A 15876-nucleotide genomic window follows, 5' to 3' on the forward strand; every position below is an offset into this window, starting at 1 on the left:
TGCTGCCATCTACGCTGGCCATCATGGAGTCGGTCGACCTCAACGCCGACCTCGGCGAGAGCTTCGGGGCGTGGCAACTCGGCGACGACGAGGCCATGCTCGGTTTGGTCACCAGCGCCAACGTAGCCTGCGGCTTCCATGCCGGCGATCCGGCCACACTGGCCCACACCTGCATCCAGGCCGCTGCGCGCGGCGTCCGGATCGGCGCGCAGGTCGGCTACCGCGACCTGGCCGGCTTCGGGCGGCGATTCATCGACATCACCCCCGCCGACCTGACCGCTGACGTGATCTATCAGATCGGCGCGCTGCAGGCGCTGGCTCGGGTTGCCGGCTCATCGGTCAGTTATGTGAAACCGCATGGCGCGCTGTACAACGCCATCGTCAACAATCACAGCCAGGCCCGCGCGGTGGCGGAGGCGGTGCACGCCGTCGACGCAGGCCTGCCGGTGCTGGGACTGTCGGGGTCGGTGTTCTTCGCCGAGGCGCAGCGCCTGGGCTTGCGCACGGTGCCCGAGGCATTCGCCGATCGCTCGTATCGCCCTGACGGACAACTGGTTTCCCGACGCGAGCGCAACGCGGTGCTGCACGACCCCGTCGAGATTGCCGACCGGGTGGCATCGATGGTGATGGACGGACGCGTCGTCGCGGTCGACGGGTCGACCATTCCCGTCACCGTCGAATCCGTCTGCGTGCATGGGGATTCACCGGGAGCGGTGCAGATCGCGACGGCGGTGCGCGACCGTCTGGTCGGCAACGGCGTGAAACTGGCGGCGTTCGTCTGATGCGGCTGAAGCCCGGGCGGCCCGACCTGGCCCACTACGCAAAGTATTTCGACGTGCCCAAGGCCGCGCCTGACGCCCCGCTGACGGTGACCTGGGCCGGTGTCACCACGCTGCTCGTCGATGACGGCGCGTCCGCGCTGATGACCGACGGCTTCTTCTCCCGACCGGGGCTGGCGACCGTCGGCTTGGGCCAGATCGCGCCGTCGGCGCCCCGCATCGACGGCTGCCTGGCTCGCATCGGCGTGGACCGCCTGGAAGCGGTGCTGCCGGTGCACACCCACTACGACCACACGATGGATTCGGCCGTCGTCGCCGACCGCACCGGCGCACGCCTGGTCGGCGGCGAGTCAGCCGCGCAGGTCGGCCGCGGCCATGGATTGCCCGAGCACCGACTGGTCGTCGCCACCCCCGGCGGGGCCATCACGCTCGGCGCATACGACGTCACCCTGGTGGAGTCGGAACACTGTCCGCCCGACCGGTTTCCGGGTGTGATCACCGATCCGGTTGTGCCGCCGGTGAAGGCGTCGGCCTACAAGTGCGGCGAGGCGTGGTCGACGCTGGTGCACCATCGGCCGTCGGATCGGCGACTGCTGATCATCGGCAGCGCGGGTTCCGTTCCCGGCGCCTTGACCGGATACCGGGCCGACGTGGTGTATCTGGGTGTCGGCCAGTTGGGCCTGCAGCCGGAGAGCTACCTCGTCGACTACTGGACCGAGACCGTGCGGGCCGTCGGCGCCCGCCGCGTCGTGCTGATCCACTGGGACGACTTCTTCCGGCCGCTGACCAAGCCGCTGCGGGCACTGCCATACGCCGGCGACGACCTCGACGTCTCGATGCGGGTGCTCACCCGGCTGGCCGACGACGACGGCATACCGCTGCACCTGCCCACACTGTGGCAGCGCGCGGACCCCTGGACGCAGGCCTAACGCCTTCGCTGGCGGGCGATTTCGGCCAGCACCACCCCGGCGGCCACCGATGCGTTGAGCGACTCGGTCGGCCCGGCCATCGGGATGGATACCACCGCATCGCAGTTCTCCCGCACCAGCCGGGACAACCCCTTGCCCTCCGAACCGACCACCACGACCATCGGCCCGGTGCCGTCCAGCTCGTCGGGCGTCGTGTCACCGTCTGAATCGAGACCGACCACTTGCAGGCCGGAGCCAGCCCAATCCCTCAGTGTCCGATTGAGATTCGTGGCCCGGGCCACCGGCACCCTGGCGGCCGCTCCTGCGCTGGTGCGCCACGCCACCGCGGTGACCGAGGCGGACCGCCGCTGCGGGATCAGCACTCCGTGCCCACCGAACCCGGAAACCGAACGGACAATCGCGCCGAGGTTGCGGGGGTCGGAAATGTTGTCCAGCGCTACCAGTAGCGCCGGCGCGCTGTCGTTGGACGCGGCAACCAGCAGATCATCGGGGTGCGCATAGTCGTACGGCGGCACTTGCAGCGCGATGCCCTGGTGCAGGCCGTTGGCGCTGATCCGATCGAGGTCGCTGCGCGGCACCTCGAGGATGGCGATGCCGGCATCGGCTGCGCGCCTTACTGATTCGGTGAGGCGTTCGTCGGCCTCGGTGCCGAGCGCTACGTACAGCGCCGTGGCGGGCACGCCCGCGCGCAGGCATTCCAGCACCGGGTTGCGGCCCAGCACGATCTCGGTGTCGTCGGCGCGTTTCGGTGGGCGGCGCTGCTGCGCCTTGGTCGCGCGTTTGGCGGCCGGATGGTTGGGTCGCATGTGCGCAGGCGGGGTGGCGCCCCGGCCCTCCAGCCCGCGGCGGCGGACACCGCCCGAGCCGACCTTGGGGCCCTTCTTGGTGCCGGGCTTGCGGACCGCACCCCGGCGTCGTGAGTTTCCAGGCATTTACGCAGTTCCAGGCATCAAGCGCTGTTCCCGTCCAGCAGCGTCCACTGCGGTCCGTCGGCGGTGTCGGTGACTTCGATGCCGGCCTTCTTCAGCCGGTCCCGGATCGCGTCGGCCTCCGCCCAATCCCGCCGCTCGCGGGCCTCCTGGCGGCGCTGCACCTCCGCATGCACCAGCACGTCCACGGCCGCCAGCGCCGCCGACGTCTCGTCGCGGGATTCCCACCGTTCGTCCAGCGGGTCGCAGCCCAGGATGCCCATCGTCGCCCGGATCGACCGAGCGCGGGCCATCGCCGTCTCGTGATCGCCGGCCTCCAGCGCGCGGTTGCCTTCCGCGCGCGCCGCATGCACCTCGGCCAGTGCGATCGGAACCGACAGGTCGTCGTCGAGCGCGGCGGCGAACTCCGGTGTCCATTCGCCGGGCTCGATGGCGCCGACCCGGCTGCACACCCGGTGCAGGAAGTCCTCGATCCCGGTGTAGGCCTTGACCGCGTCCTGCATCGCGGTCTCGGAGAATTCCAGCATCGACCGGTAGTGCGCGCTGCCGAGGTAGTAGCGCAGCTCGGCGGGCCGCACCCGCTGCAGCACCGCCGGTATGGCCAGCACGTTGCCCAGCGACTTGCTCATCTTCTCGCCGCCCATGGTGACCCAGCCGTTGTGCAACCAGAACCGGGCGAACGGGTCGCCGACGGCTTCGGCCTGGGCGATCTCGTTCTCGTGGTGCGGGAAGATCAAATCCATTCCGCCGGCGTGGATGTCGAACTCGGGCCCCAGATAGGCCTCGCACATCGCGACACATTCGGTGTGCCAACCGGGGCGGCCGCGGCCCCACGGCGTCGGCCAGGACGGTTCGCCGGGTTTCTCGCCCTTCCACAGCGTGAAGTCACGCTGATCGCGCTTGCCGGTCGCGACTCCCTCGCCCTGATGCACGTCATCGATCTTGTGGCCGGACAACTTGCCGTAGCCGGGCAAGCTCAGCACGTCGAAGTAGACGTCGCCGCCGCCGGCGTAGGCATGCCCGTCGTCCAAGAGCCGGCCGATCAGTTCGACGATCTGGGTGATGTGGCCGGTCGCGTGTGGCTCGGCCGACGGCGGCAGCACCCCCAGCGCGTCGTAGGCGGCCGAGAACGCCCGGTCATAGGTGGCGGCCCACTCCCACCAAGGCCGGCCGGCGTCGGCCGCCTTGTTCAGGATCTTGTCGTCGATGTCGGTGACATTGCGAACGAAGGAAACGTCGTAGCCCTTGGCCAGTAGCCAGCGCCGCAGTATGTCGAACGCGACCCCGCTGCGGACATGGCCGATGTGCGGCAGTCCCTGAACGGTGGCGCCGCAGAGATAGATCGACACATGGCCGGGGCGCAACGGCACGAAATCGCGCACGGCACCCGTCATGGTGTCGTAGAGCCGCAGGTCGGCGCGATCGGTCACGACGGGCCAGCTTACCGGCCTATTCGGCGTCAACCACCAATGCGGTGGCGATGGCGGCCAATCCTTCGCCGCGGCCGGTGAGACCGAGGCCGTCGGTGGTCGTCGCCGACACCGAGACCGGCGCGTCCAGCAACTCGGAAAGCACCTGCTGCGCTTCCGCGCGCCGCGGCCCCACCTTGGGCCGGTTGCCGATCACCTGCACTGCCGCATTGCCCACTCGGTAGCCCTCGGCGCGCAACACGCCGTGCACATGACGCAGCATGTCGGCGCCGCTGACGTCGCGCCACTCGTCCCGGCCGATGCCGAACACCTCGCCGATGTCGCCCAGCCCGGCGGCGCTCAGCAGCGCGTCGCACAGGGCGTGTGCGGCCACGTCGCCGTCGGAATGGCCCGCGCAGCCGTCGGCATCGTCGAATAGCAGGCCAAGCAACCGGCACGGCCTGCCGGCTTCGATGGGATGCACGTCGGCACCGATGCCGACCCTGGGCGTGCTCATGTGGCGCTCCCCAGCAAGGCCTCGGCGAGCAGCAGATCGGTCGGGGTGGTGATCTTGAAGGCCATTGGATCGCCGTCGACCACCTGCACCTGCGCACCGGTCAGTTCGACCACCGATGCGTCGTCGGTGAATCCGCCGCTGCCTGCCCGTTCGTAGGCACGGCGGAGCAACTGAGTCTGGAACCCCTGCGGCGTCTGCACCGCACGCAGGCCCGCGCGTTCGGGCGTGCCGAGCACAACGCCGTTGGCGTCGACGGCCTTGACGGTGTCGGCGAGCGGCAGCGCGGGCACCACCGCGCCATGACCAGCCCGCAGGGCCTGCACCACCCGCACGATCAGCGACGGCGGGGTCAGCGCCCGGGCCGCATCATGGACGAGGACGAACTCGGCGTCACCGACCGCAGACAGCGCCAGCCGAACCGACTCGCTACGGTCCGCTCCGCCGGCGACGATCACCGCGTCTCCGCCGAAGAGCAGCTTGGCCTCGTCCGTGCGGCTGGGCGGCACCGCCACCACGACGCTGTCGACTACACCCGACTCGCGCAGGCCGGCCAGCGCCCTTTCCAGCATCGGGCGCCCGCCCAGATTGACGAATGCCTTCGGCGCCCCAGCAGCCAGCCGTTCCCCCGATCCTGCGGCCGGGACAACGGCGACCGTGCTCATCTCGGAGCCGCCTGGGCCGGCGACATCAGGCCGCGTCAGGAAGCGGCGGCCAGAACCTCGTCGAGGATGGTCGCCGCCTTGGCGTCGTCGGTGTTCTCCGCGAGCGCCAGTTCGCCGACCAGGATCTGCCGCGCCTTGGCCAGCATCCGCTTCTCGCCGGCGGACAGGCCGCGCTCCTGATCACGGCGCCACAGGTCGCGGACGACCTCGGCGACCTTGTTCACATCACCGGAAGCCAGCTTCTCAAGGTTGGCCTTGTAGCGTCGCGACCAGTTGGTCGGCTCCTCGGTGTGGGGGGCACGAAGCACCTGGAAAACCTTGGCGAGGCCCTCTTGTCCGACCACGTCGCGCACGCCGACATACTCGGCATTATCGGCGGGAACTCGAACGGTGAGGTCTCCCTGCGCGACCTTCAATACGAGGTATTCCTTTTGCTCGCCTTTGATGGTCCGGGTTTCGATCGCCTCGATCAACGCAGCACCGTGGTGTGGATAGACAACGGTGTCTCCGACCTTAAAAATCATCTGTTTCGAGCCCCTTTCGATACTCCATGCTAACACGGCGCTCAGACACGTGCCGCTCAACGGTGCAGGTCAGGGGCACCGCAGGTGAAGAATGGGGGTTGACATGGTGACAAATACGTGCAAGGCGCCGTCTGTTCGCAGCTTCCTCGAGACCTCAGCTACCGCGGCCACCAGCCACCTACTACTGTGCATAGTCGAACAGGTGCCCGTTACCGGCGACCCATATCACCGGCACCTGACGGCAGAGCAGGAGGCTTCCCGTGAACCGGATCAGATCGCGCACTTCTGCCATTCCCGTCGGCTTTGCGGCGTGCGGGCTGGCTGTTGCTGTCGCCCTCACCGGATGCAGCGTCGGGCAGGTAACCCAGACGTCCACCCAGGAGCCCGCGGTCAACGGCACCAGCGCGACGGTCGGCGACATCACGCTGAGCAACGTGCACCTGCGGGCCAACCTGACGACCGACTACATGCAGCCGGGCAGTGAGGTCGAGCTGCTCTTCGTCTCGGCCAACGGGTCGCCGGACGCCGGGGACAAGCTGGTATCCATAACGTCCGACGTCGGGACGGTGACGCTGTCCGGCGACACCACAGTGCCACCCGCCGGCGTGCTGATGGTCGGAGAACCCGACGGGCAGATCGCCGCGCTGGAGTCGGCCGAGCGGGCCAGGGCGGCGAAGGCCGCTGTCGAGTTGACCAAGCCCATCACCAACGGTCTCACCTACGACTTCACCTTCACCTTCCAGCGGGCCGGCCAGACGACGGTCGTGGTGCCGATCTCCGCGGGTGAGGCGCCGCGTCGCGGTGGGAGCGGCGAGTCGGGCGACGAAGCCGGCGGTCACCACTAGGGCGCGGATCAGGGCCGCTCGAAGTACGACTGGAGCCCCAGCGCCCCCCACGGTCGCCTGCCGCCGACGATGCGAAGCCCGTGGCGGGCGGCGCCCAGCGGTCCGATGCGTTGGTAAAGCAGCTTCGCCAGCGTCGAGGCAGGCATCCGCAGAACCGCGTCCGGGCGGTCGTCCGGCCGACGTGCGCGCATCTCGGCTGTGCCGTCGTGGATGTGTATGACGTACGGTCGCGCCTCGGGCAGGTTGGCCGCCACGCTGACATTCGCGTCCGGTGAGACATCAGCGCGTAGGTAGCCGGAGCCGGAGCCTATCTGCATGAGTCCTCGCGCAATAAGCAACATGTCGCGTTCGGGAAACTCCCAAGGGGCCTTGATGGCTCGGGCGATGTCGTGTCCGTGGAACAGCAGCTCGCCCAGCCAGTTGGTTTGCGCGGTAATGCCATCAACGAGAACCCCGGCATGGAATGCGAAGACGGGGGGCTTGTCCGTGGTCACTTCGAAGAAGTCGTCCATCTCGGCGACCGCGGCGTGCAGTTGGTCGCCGAGTTCGGCCATCGGCGCCAAGGCGGCTTCCATCTCGCGCTGATTGATGGCATCCAGATCACGGGGATGAGTGGCGCGGCGGAAGTCGTTTCCGCGTGCCACCGCCAGATACCTGTGCGTGACCGCGAGTACGTGCGCCACGACCTGCTGGACGGTCCAATCGAAGCCCGGTGCACGCGCGGACGGATCGGCGACTTGAACGATGCCATCGAAACGATTCCATGCCCGCTCGATTCGCTCGCGCAGCTCCGCTCGAGTGGTGTCTACCAGCGCGACATACCCGGTCTCGTTCATGGTGGGCTCCAATACTCCAATGTGGAGCTGAAAATACTCTGAATTGGAGTATTGTCAAGGTGTGACATCGCGGCCAACCACCACATCCTTCGCGATCCTCGGGCTACTCGGCATCCAACCATGGACGGCCTACGAACTGGTCGCACAGGCAAAACGCAGCCTCCATTGGTTCTGGCCCCGTTCCGAGGCGAATTTGTACGCCGAACTCAAGCGGATCGTCGAGCGCGGGCACGCCGAGGCGGAGGTGGTCGAGGGCAGCCGGCGGCAACGCACGCGCTACACGATCACCCCGACGGGTCGCGCGGCCCTGAACGAGTGGCTCGGCACCGATCCCGCCCCGCCGACACTCGAGGTTGAAGGGTTGCTCCGATTGATCCTGGGTGACCAGGGAACCGTTGGGAATTTGCGCGCCGCGCTCGAGGCCACGGCTCAGCAGACGCGGCAGCGGCGCACCGACGGCATTGGACTCATCCAGGACGTGCTGTCGACCGGAGGCGCGTTCCCGCAGCGGCTGCACCTCACCGAGCGGGCCGTGGCCTTCTACGCTGCATTCAACGAGCTGCTCCTGCGCTGGTGCGAGGAGACGTTGTCCGACATCGCGGCGTGGCCGGACACGCACGACATCGGCCTGACGCCCGAGGGCGAAGAACGGTTCGAACGACTGCTCGCAGATCTGGTTTCCGACGCAGCAGCAGAGCGACACAGCTAGTTACTTCCGGTTTTCTGTCGGCCGTGGCAGATACCGTCACAGCGTGGCCAAGGCGCGCTCCCAGTACCGCTGCTCGGAATGCCACCACGTCACCGCCAAATGGGTCGGCCGCTGCCCGGACTGCGGCACCTGGGGCACCGTCGACGAGGTCGCGGTGCTCGCCACGGTGAACGGTTCACCGGCCCGGCGGGCGGTCGCGCCGACCTCACCTGCCGTGCCGCTAAGTTCCATCGATCCCGGCGCCATCCGGCACCACCACACCGGTGTCAGCGAACTGGACCGGGTGCTGGGCGGCGGCATCGTGCCGGGCTCGGTGACGCTGCTGGCCGGCGATCCGGGGGTCGGCAAGTCGACCCTGCTGCTCGAGGTCGCGCATCGCTGGGCCGAAGCGGGGCGTCGGGCGCTGTATCTGTCCGGCGAGGAGTCGGCGGGCCAGATCCGGATGCGGGCCGAACGCACCGGCTGCAGCCACGACGAGGTCTATCTCGCCGCGGAATCCGATCTGCAGACGGCGCTCGGCCACATCGAGGAGGTGCGCCCGACGTTGGTCGTGGTGGACTCGGTGCAGACCATGTCCACCACCGAGGTCGACGGCGTCACCGGCGGGGTGACCCAGGTGCGTGCGGTGACCACGGCGCTGACCATGGCCGCGAAGACCACCGGTGTCGCGATGATCTTGGTGGGACACGTGACCAAGGACGGCGCGATCGCCGGACCGCGATCGCTCGAGCATCTCGTCGACGTCGTGCTGCATTTCGAGGGTGACAAGACGTCGTCGCTGCGCATGGTGCGCGGGGTCAAGAACCGGTTCGGCGCCGCGGACGAGGTCGGCTGTTTCATGTTGCACGACAACGGAATCGACTGTGTGGTCGACCCGTCCGGATTGTTCCTCGACCAACGGCCCGCGCCGGTGTCGGGCACCGCGGTCACCGTCAGTCTCGACGGCAAGCGCCCGCTGATCGGTGAGGTGCAGGCCCTGCTGGCCGCCCCCACCACGTCCACGCCCCGCCGGGCGGTCAGCGGCATCGACTCGGCACGCGCGGCGATGATCACTGCCGTACTGCAGAAGCGCGCCAACCTGCGGGTCGGACCCTGCGACATCTACCTGTCGACGGTCGGCGGCATGCGGCTGACCGACCCGTCGTCGGATCTCGCCGTGGCGCTGGCCATCGCGTCGGCCTACGCAGACCTGCCGCTGCCGACCACCGCGGTCGCGATCGGCGAGGTCGGTCTGGCCGGCGATCTGCGACGGGTCAGCGGTATGGAGCGGCGGCTGGCCGAGGCCGCCCGGCTCGGATTCACTTGTGCGGTAGTTCCGCCCGGCGTGAAAACGGTGCCGATAGGCTTACGGGCGATAGCGGCCGACAACATCACCGCTGCGATGAGGGTGCTGACGGAGATCAGCAAGGACTGCGACAATGGCGGCCGCTCCGAGGAGGGGCCATGGCCGTGAAGTCCAGCCGCCGGAACGTGGTGCAGTTGGCCCGCCCCACGCTGCGGGAGACCATCGGGCGGCTGGCCCCCGGCACCGCCCTGCGCGACGGCCTGGAACGCATCCTGCGCGGCCGCACCGGTGCGCTGATCGTGCTCGGCTATGACGACAGCGTCGAGGCCATCTGCGACGGCGGCTTCTCGCTGGACGTCCGGTATGCGCCGACCCGGCTGCGCGAGCTGTCGAAGATGGACGGCGCGGTGGTGTTGTCCAGCGATGGAACCCGGATCCTGCGGGCCAACGTCCAGCTGGTGCCCGACCCGTCGATACCCACCGATGAGTCCGGCACCCGGCACCGGTCGGCGGAGCGCACCGCGGTGCAGACCGGCTATCCGGTGGTGTCGGTGAGCCATTCGATGAGCATCGTGACGGTCTATGTGGCGGGCGAGCGGCACGTGGTTCCCGACTCGGCGACGATCCTGTCGCGCGCCAACCAGACCATCGACACGCTGGAGCGTTACAAGTCGCGCTTGGACGAGGTGGGCCGGCAGCTGTCGACGGCCGAGATCGAGGATTTCGTCACGCTGCGCGATGTGATGACGGTGGTGCACCGCCTCGAGATGGTGCACAGAATCAGCCTCGAGATCGACGCCTACGTCGTCGAACTCGGCACCGACGGGCGTCAACTCAAACTGCAGTTGGAGGAACTGGTCGGCGACAACGACATCGCTCGCGAGCTGATCGTGCGCGACTACCACGCCAACCCCGACCCGCCCACTGCGGTGCAGGTGAGCGCGACGCTCGAAGAGCTCGACGGCTTGTCGGACACGGAGCTGCTTGACTTCACAACCCTGGCAAGGGTTTTCGGCTACCCATCAACGCCGGAGGCGCAGGACTCGGCGATGAGTTCACGCGGCTACCGCGCCATGGCGGGTATTCCGCGGCTGCAGTTCGCCCATGTCGATCTGCTGGTGCGATCGTTCGGATCGCTGCAGGGGCTGCTTGCCGCCAGCGCAAACGATCTGCAGTCGGTCGAGGGCATCGGGTCGATGTGGGCGCGTCATATCCGCGAGGGCCTGTCGCAATTGGCCGAGTCGACGATAGCCGACCGGCTGGCCTAGCGACGGAGTCAGTTGCCGGGCTGGGGCTGCGGTGCGGGCGCCGGAACGCCTTCTGCGGGTGGCGCTTGGGCCGGCGCAGGTTGGGCGAGGATGAATGGCACTGTCGCCGACCGCAAGTTGCCCAGTTGGACCACGAGGTTGTACGTGCCGGGCCCGATCGGCTGGCGTGGCAACGGACACTGCGGCGCTGAGCCCATGCCGGTCCAGGTCACCTCGGTGGTCACCTGTTCGCCGGGATTGAACGTCTTGACCAGAGTCTCGTTCGACGGCGCGCAGTCCAGGTTCGACCACAGCCGGGTGTTGTCCAGCCCGTAGACGTAGGCGGCCAGCACCGCGGCGCCAACATCTCGCTTGCAGGCCACCAACCCGATGTTGGTGACGACCATGGTGAACTTCGGTTGGTCGCCGATCACGTATTGCGGCTGGCTGGTGATGCCCTTGACGGCCAGTGTGGAATCCGGGCAGTCGTCGCCCTCCTGCAACACCGGCGGCGGCGTGACGGCCGCGGTCGGGGTTGGCGTGGGAGCCGGGGCCCGCTGGGCCGGTGGCACGACGGGCGTCTTGATCTCGGGGTTCTCCCCCGGCAGCGGTGTCGGCGTCGCCGCGGGAGCCGGCGTCGGCTTGCCTGCATTCTTCGTCTCGGCCCCTGCGGTGTTCATCACGATCATCACCACAACGGCGACGATCACCCCGACGACGAGGACCGCTATGCCCAGCGCCAGTGCCCTGCGCCGCCAGTAAATCTGCGGGGGTAGCGGGCCATGCGGTTCCAGATCCAACACAGCCATCACGGTAAGCCCAGGTCACGCCCAGTCGTCCGACCCGACTCGGCGTGTCGCAAGTCAGGCTTCGCCGATATCGCCCAGATAATCCCGCAACACCACCCGCCCGTCAGACAGTTGGTAGGTCAGACAGGCGATCGCCAGCGTCCCCGCATCCACTCGTTCGGCGATTGCCGTCGACCGCGCGCGTAGCTGGGCAGCCGTCTCGGTGACGTGTCTGGCCTCGAACTCGTCCACCCGGCTCAACCCGTCGCGGCGGCCCAACAGAATCGACGGGGTGACCCGTTCGACCAAGTCACGCACATATCCCGCGGGTACCACGCCGTCGTCCAGCGCGGACAACGTGGCCTTCACCGCGCCACAGCTGTCGTGACCCAACACCACGATCAGCGGCACGTTCAGCACGGTGACCGCGTATTCGATGGAACCCAGCACCGCCGAGTCGATGACGTGGCCCGCGGTGCGCACCACGAACATGTCGCCCAGGCCCTGGTCGAAGATGATCTCGGCGGCCACCCGGCTGTCGGCACAGCCGAACAAGACCGCCCTCGGCTTCTGCGCCTCGGCAAGTGCGGCCCGGTGATCGATGCTCTGGCTGGGATGCTCGGGCTTTTCGGCGACGAACCGCTCGTTACCCTCCTTGAGTGCCTTCCATGCGGCTACCGGATTCGGATTGGGCATGGCCGACATTCTGCCGGAGCGGGTTGTGAACATCGATCCGGGCGAACTTCTGCGGTGGTACGACCACGCGCAGCGTGACCTGCCGTGGCGACGCGCGGGCGTCACGCCATGGCAGATCCTGGTCAGCGAATTCATGCTGCAGCAGACGCCGGTGTCGCGGGTGCAGCCGATCTGGCTGGACTGGGTGGCGCGCTGGCCCACCCCATCGGCGACGGCAGCCGCCGGCGCCGCGGATGTGCTTCGCGCGTGGGGCAAGTTGGGCTATCCGAGGCGGGCCAAGCGGCTGCATGAATGCGCGGTCGCGATCGCCACCGAACACCACGACGTGGTGCCCGCGGACGTTGACACCCTGCTGACGCTGCCCGGCATCGGCGCGTACACCGCCCGGGCGATCGCGTGCTTCGCCTATCGACAGGCGGTGCCCGTCGTCGACACCAATGTCCGTCGCGTGGTGACCAGGGCCGTGCACGGCCGCGCCGACGCCCCGGCGAGCGCCCGGGACCTGGCCGACATCGCCGCGCTGCTGCCCGAAGGCGAAGCGGCGCCCCGGTTTTCGGCGGCACTGATGGAGCTCGGTGCCAAGGTGTGCATGGCGCGCGCTCCGCGCTGCGGCATCTGCCCGTTGAGCTCGTGCGGGTGGCGGTCTGTCGGTTATCCGCCGACAGCCACACCGTCGCGCCCTGTCCAGCGTTATGCCGGCACCGACCGTCAGGTCCGTGGCCGGTTGCTGGACGTGTTGCGCGGCAACGACTCTCCAGTCACCCGCGCGCAACTCGACGTGGCCTGGCTGACTGACACGGCACAGCGCGACCGCGCCCTGGATTCGCTCCTTGTCGACGGGCTGGTCGAGCAGACCGCCAACGGCAGGTTTGCGCTTGCAGGCGAAGGCGAGTAGCTAACCTGAGACTGTGCCGCAGGCTCTCCGGACTCGCTACGCCAAGTGCGGCGACATGGACATCGCCTATCAGGTCCTCGGCGATGGCCCGGTCGACCTTCTCGTGCTGCCTGGCCCGTTCGTCTCGTTCGATTCGATCGAGGCCGAGCCGGCGCTCTACCGGTTTCACCGTCGCCTCGCGTCGTTTGCCCGGGTGATCCGGTTCGACCAGCGCGGAATGGGCGCGTCGTCGCGCCCGAGGTCGCGCGACATGATCGGGCCCCACCTCTGGGCGGAGGACGCCATCGCGGTGATGAACGCCGCGGGATGCGAGCAGGCCACGATCTTCGGGTCGGGCTGGTCCGGCATGACTGCATTGGGGTTGGCTGGCAACTATCCCGAGCGGGTACGCAGCCTGGTGATCGTGAACGGCGCCGCCCGCGTGTTGTGGGCGCCCGACTACCCGATCGGCTTTGACCCGAGCGCCGGCGAGCCGTGGGGAACGGTCGCACTGGATCCCGACGCAATCGAACACGGCTTCGACGTCTTGAGGACTTTCGCGCCGAGCGTCGCCGACGACGACACCTTCCGTCGCTGGTGGGACCTCGCCGGAAACCGGGCCCAGTCGCCGAGCGAAGCGCGTGCCGCGGTCGACGCGGTCGCCACCGGCGACATGCGCGACGAACTTGCGCGCATCACCGCGCCGACCCTGATCCTGCATCGCAGGGATGCCGTGATGATCCCCGCCGGATTTGGCCGTTACCTCGCTGAACACATCCCGGGAGCGCGCTACGTCGAGTTGCCCGGCGCGGACACTCTGCACTGGACAGGCGATGCCGCGGCGGTTCTCGACGAGATCGAGGAGTTCGTCACCGGTGCCCGCGGCTTCGACACCGAACGCGTACTCACCACAATCGTTTTCACCGACATCGTCGGCTCAACACAACGCGCCGCGGAGCTCGGCGACCTTCGGTGGCACGACCTGCTCGACAACCACGACCGCATCATCCGACACGAGTTGGAGCGATTCCGGGGCCGCGAGGTGAACACCGCCGGCGACGGATTTGTCGCGACCTTCACCAGTCCCAGCGTGGCGATCGACTGCGCGGAGGCGATCGTCGAGGCCGTCCGCTCGCTCGGCATCGAGGTGCGGGCGGGTATTCACGCGGGCGAGGTTGAGGTGCGCGGCGCCGACATCGCCGGGATGGCAGTGCACATCGGCGCGCGCGTCGGTGCACTCGCGGGACCGAGCGAGGTGCTGGTTTCCTCGACGGTGCGCGAGATCGTCGCCGGGTCACGCCGCTCGTTCACCGAGCGCGGCGAGCACGACCTCAAGGGCGTGCCGGGCCGGTGGCGGGTGTACGGCCTGCTGCGTGGCTAGGCGGTCTTGACGCACTCCGGGTCAATGCTGCAGGCGAAGCTGCGCCGGTAGTCCGACGGTGTCACCCCGATGATGCGCCGGAAGTGGTGTCGCAGCAGCGTCGCGGTGCCGAAACCGGACCGGTCGGCGATCCGGTCGATGTCGAGGTCGCTCTCCTCGAGGAGTCGCCGAGCGTAGAGCACCCGCTGGTCGGTGACCCATTGCATCGGCGTGGTGCCGGTCTCGTCGACAAACCGCCTGGCGAAGGTGCGCGCCGACATGCTCGCGCGTCGGGCCAGCGTCGCCACGGTGTGCGGCTTGTCCAGGTTCGACAGGATCCAATCCAATTGTGGCGCAAATCCTTCCGAGCAGCGAACCGGTATCGGCTGGTCGATGTACTGCCGCTGACCACCGTCACGCTGGGGTGGGACCACCATGCGGCGCGCGATCTTGTTGGTGACCTCGCTGCCCAGTTCCCGGCGAACCAGATGCAGGCAGGCGTCAATGCCCGCCGCCGTGCCCGCACTGGTGATCAGATTGCCGTCGTCGACGAAGAGCACATTGCGGTCCACCCGCGCTGTCGGGAACCGGCGCGCCAAGTCGTCGGCGTGCATCCAGTGCGTGGTACACGGCCGGCCGTCCAGCAGCCCCGCGGCGCCCGCGACGAAGGCGCCCGAGCACACCGTCAGGATGATCGAGCCGGAATCGGCGGCGGCCCGGACTGCCTCGAGTGCCTGGGGCAAGTATTCGGATCCGCCGATGGCGGGGATGGCCACCAGGTCCGCGCCCTGCAGGTCGTCCAGCCCGTGGTCAGGGGTCAGCTGGGCGCCGATCGACGTCCGCAGCGGCTTGCCCGGTTCCGGGCCGCAGACCTTGAAATCGAAGTTGGGAACGCCGTCGGTCGAGCGGTCGATTCCGAAGACCTCGCAGATCACGCCGAACTCGAAAACCGCTAGACCGTCCAGCACCAGTGTCGATACGCTGTTGAGCGCCATGGCAGCATTTTAACGCATAGCGTCAGTTCTGCCACTGTTGGCGGGATATTTATCAGCGGAGGATTACTGCCATGAGCACTGCACTGACCTTCTTGATCCTGATCGCCCCGTTCGTGGTGGCCGCCGCCCTCAGTTGGGCGGCACACCGCTCCGGCGCGCTCCGTGTGCGCCTGGACCAGTTCCGGCTGGCCGCGCCGATGGGTGGGCGTTTCTTCGACGACCGCGACGCGTTTCGCGTCGAGCACGACGTGGACGCCATCCGCACCCGGTTCGAGCAGCACCCCGTCTGGCCCTCCCCGGGCGCGCTGGGCGAGCGTCGCTAACCCGCCGTCGTTGCGATACCGGTGATGACCAACGCGAGGCCGTACTCGAAGCTGGCGTCGTAGTCCCACTCCTCGGCTAGCGACGTATGCAGGCCCGGGTACGGCCCGCGAGCCTGATACGCCGCCTGGTTGAGCGTGTACGCCAACAGCACGAAATAGGCTCTCGCAC

The 15876-nt window shown here is 68.3% G+C and carries 18 protein-coding genes; 9 read left to right on the forward strand and 9 right to left on the reverse strand.

All coding sequences use genetic code 11. The features are described from left to right. Positions 1–23: 23 nt before the first annotated feature. Positions 24–782, forward strand: a complete 759-nt coding sequence (locus tag ACRDU5_RS10110) for a LamB/YcsF family protein (RefSeq protein WP_526614349.1) — start codon at positions 24–26, stop codon at positions 780–782. Then, on the forward strand, positions 782–1708 hold the full coding sequence (locus tag ACRDU5_RS10115; protein WP_526614351.1) for an MBL fold metallo-hydrolase: 927 nt from the start codon (positions 782–784) through the stop codon (positions 1706–1708). The genes ACRDU5_RS10110 and ACRDU5_RS10115 overlap by 1 nt, the downstream gene beginning before the upstream one ends. On the opposite strand, the gene rlmB is transcribed toward ACRDU5_RS10115, so the two are convergent. From rlmB to carD, 5 genes are read right to left on the reverse strand one after another with little or no spacing between them, the layout of a single operon-like run. Then, entirely contained in the window at positions 1705–2640 is a 936-nt protein-coding gene (gene rlmB / locus ACRDU5_RS10120) for a 23S rRNA (guanosine(2251)-2'-O)-methyltransferase RlmB (protein ID WP_526614352.1), read from the reverse strand. The two genes, ACRDU5_RS10115 and rlmB, sit on opposite strands and share 4 nt — an antisense overlap. Positions 2641–2657: 17 nt before the next feature. Beyond that, positions 2658–4067: a cysteine--tRNA ligase gene (gene cysS, locus ACRDU5_RS10125; protein WP_526614353.1), complete on the reverse strand. Its 1410-nt coding sequence runs from the start codon at positions 4065–4067 to the stop codon at positions 2658–2660. 19 nt (positions 4068–4086) lie between these two features. Continuing rightward, positions 4087–4563 (reverse strand): 2-C-methyl-D-erythritol 2,4-cyclodiphosphate synthase, encoded by a 477-nt coding sequence (gene ispF / locus ACRDU5_RS10130; RefSeq protein ID WP_526614354.1) that lies wholly within the window; start codon positions 4561–4563, stop codon positions 4087–4089. Continuing rightward, positions 4560–5225: a 2-C-methyl-D-erythritol 4-phosphate cytidylyltransferase gene (ispD, locus tag ACRDU5_RS10135; RefSeq protein WP_526614355.1), complete on the reverse strand. Its 666-nt coding sequence runs from the start codon at positions 5223–5225 to the stop codon at positions 4560–4562. Before ispD ends, ispF begins: the two co-directional genes overlap by 4 nt. Positions 5226–5260: 35 nt before the next feature. Next, on the reverse strand, positions 5261–5749 hold the full coding sequence (gene carD / locus ACRDU5_RS10140) for an RNA polymerase-binding transcription factor CarD (protein WP_526614370.1): 489 nt from the start codon (positions 5747–5749) through the stop codon (positions 5261–5263). Positions 5750–6009: 260 nt separating this feature from the next. Here carD and ACRDU5_RS10145 point away from each other — a divergent pair, with 260 nt between their 5' ends. Continuing rightward, on the forward strand, positions 6010–6594 hold the full coding sequence (locus ACRDU5_RS10145) for a copper chaperone PCu(A)C domain-containing protein (protein ID WP_526614356.1): 585 nt from the start codon (positions 6010–6012) through the stop codon (positions 6592–6594). Positions 6595–6602: 8 nt separating this feature from the next. Here ACRDU5_RS10145 and ACRDU5_RS10150 read toward each other — a convergent pair whose 3' ends face one another. Beyond that, positions 6603–7430, reverse strand: a complete 828-nt coding sequence (locus ACRDU5_RS10150) for a maleylpyruvate isomerase N-terminal domain-containing protein (protein ID WP_526614357.1) — start codon at positions 7428–7430, stop codon at positions 6603–6605. Between the two features lie 61 nt (positions 7431–7491). Between ACRDU5_RS10150 and ACRDU5_RS10155 the strand changes: the two genes are divergently transcribed. From ACRDU5_RS10155 to disA, 3 genes are read left to right on the forward strand one after another with little or no spacing between them, the layout of a single operon-like run. Then, positions 7492–8139 (forward strand): PadR family transcriptional regulator, encoded by a 648-nt coding sequence (locus ACRDU5_RS10155; RefSeq protein WP_526614358.1) that lies wholly within the window; start codon positions 7492–7494, stop codon positions 8137–8139. A gap of 43 nt (positions 8140–8182) precedes the next feature. Further along, complete coding sequence (gene radA, locus ACRDU5_RS10160; protein WP_526614359.1) at positions 8183–9592, forward strand: DNA repair protein RadA; 1410 nt, start codon at positions 8183–8185, stop codon at positions 9590–9592. Further along, complete coding sequence (gene disA / locus ACRDU5_RS10165; protein ID WP_526614361.1) at positions 9583–10692, forward strand: DNA integrity scanning diadenylate cyclase DisA; 1110 nt, start codon at positions 9583–9585, stop codon at positions 10690–10692. Before radA ends, disA begins: the two co-directional genes overlap by 10 nt. A gap of 8 nt (positions 10693–10700) precedes the next feature. Here the strand turns inward: disA and ACRDU5_RS10170 are convergent, their stop codons facing one another. Beyond that, on the reverse strand, positions 10701–11474 hold the full coding sequence (locus tag ACRDU5_RS10170) for a hypothetical protein (protein WP_526614371.1): 774 nt from the start codon (positions 11472–11474) through the stop codon (positions 10701–10703). 60 nt (positions 11475–11534) lie between these two features. Then, positions 11535–12155, reverse strand: a complete 621-nt coding sequence (locus tag ACRDU5_RS10175; protein ID WP_526614363.1) for a carbonic anhydrase — start codon at positions 12153–12155, stop codon at positions 11535–11537. Between ACRDU5_RS10175 and ACRDU5_RS10180 the strand changes: the two genes are divergently transcribed. Both ACRDU5_RS10180 and ACRDU5_RS10185 read left to right on the forward strand, forming a co-directional pair. After that, positions 12154–13050 carry an iron-sulfur binding domain-containing protein gene (locus tag ACRDU5_RS10180; RefSeq protein ID WP_526614364.1) on the forward strand — a complete coding sequence of 299 codons (897 nt, stop codon included), beginning with the start codon at positions 12154–12156 and terminating at the stop codon, positions 13048–13050. The genes ACRDU5_RS10175 and ACRDU5_RS10180 overlap by 2 nt on opposite strands. Before the next feature lie 55 nt (positions 13051–13105). Further along, positions 13106–14410, forward strand: a complete 1305-nt coding sequence (locus tag ACRDU5_RS10185) for an adenylate/guanylate cyclase domain-containing protein (protein WP_526614372.1) — start codon at positions 13106–13108, stop codon at positions 14408–14410. Here ACRDU5_RS10185 and ACRDU5_RS10190 read toward each other — a convergent pair. Further along, entirely contained in the window at positions 14407–15384 is a 978-nt protein-coding gene (locus ACRDU5_RS10190; RefSeq protein ID WP_526614365.1) for a GlxA family transcriptional regulator, read from the reverse strand. The two genes, ACRDU5_RS10185 and ACRDU5_RS10190, sit on opposite strands and share 4 nt — an antisense overlap. Positions 15385–15455: 71 nt before the next feature. Between ACRDU5_RS10190 and ACRDU5_RS10195 the strand changes: the two genes are divergently transcribed. Then, complete coding sequence (locus ACRDU5_RS10195; protein ID WP_526614366.1) at positions 15456–15707, forward strand: hypothetical protein; 252 nt, start codon at positions 15456–15458, stop codon at positions 15705–15707. The last annotated feature ends 169 nt before the right edge of the window (positions 15708–15876 follow it).

The organism is Mycobacterium sp., from assembly GCF_050701515.1.
In the GTDB taxonomy this organism is placed as follows: domain Bacteria; phylum Actinomycetota; class Actinomycetes; order Mycobacteriales; family Mycobacteriaceae; genus Mycobacterium.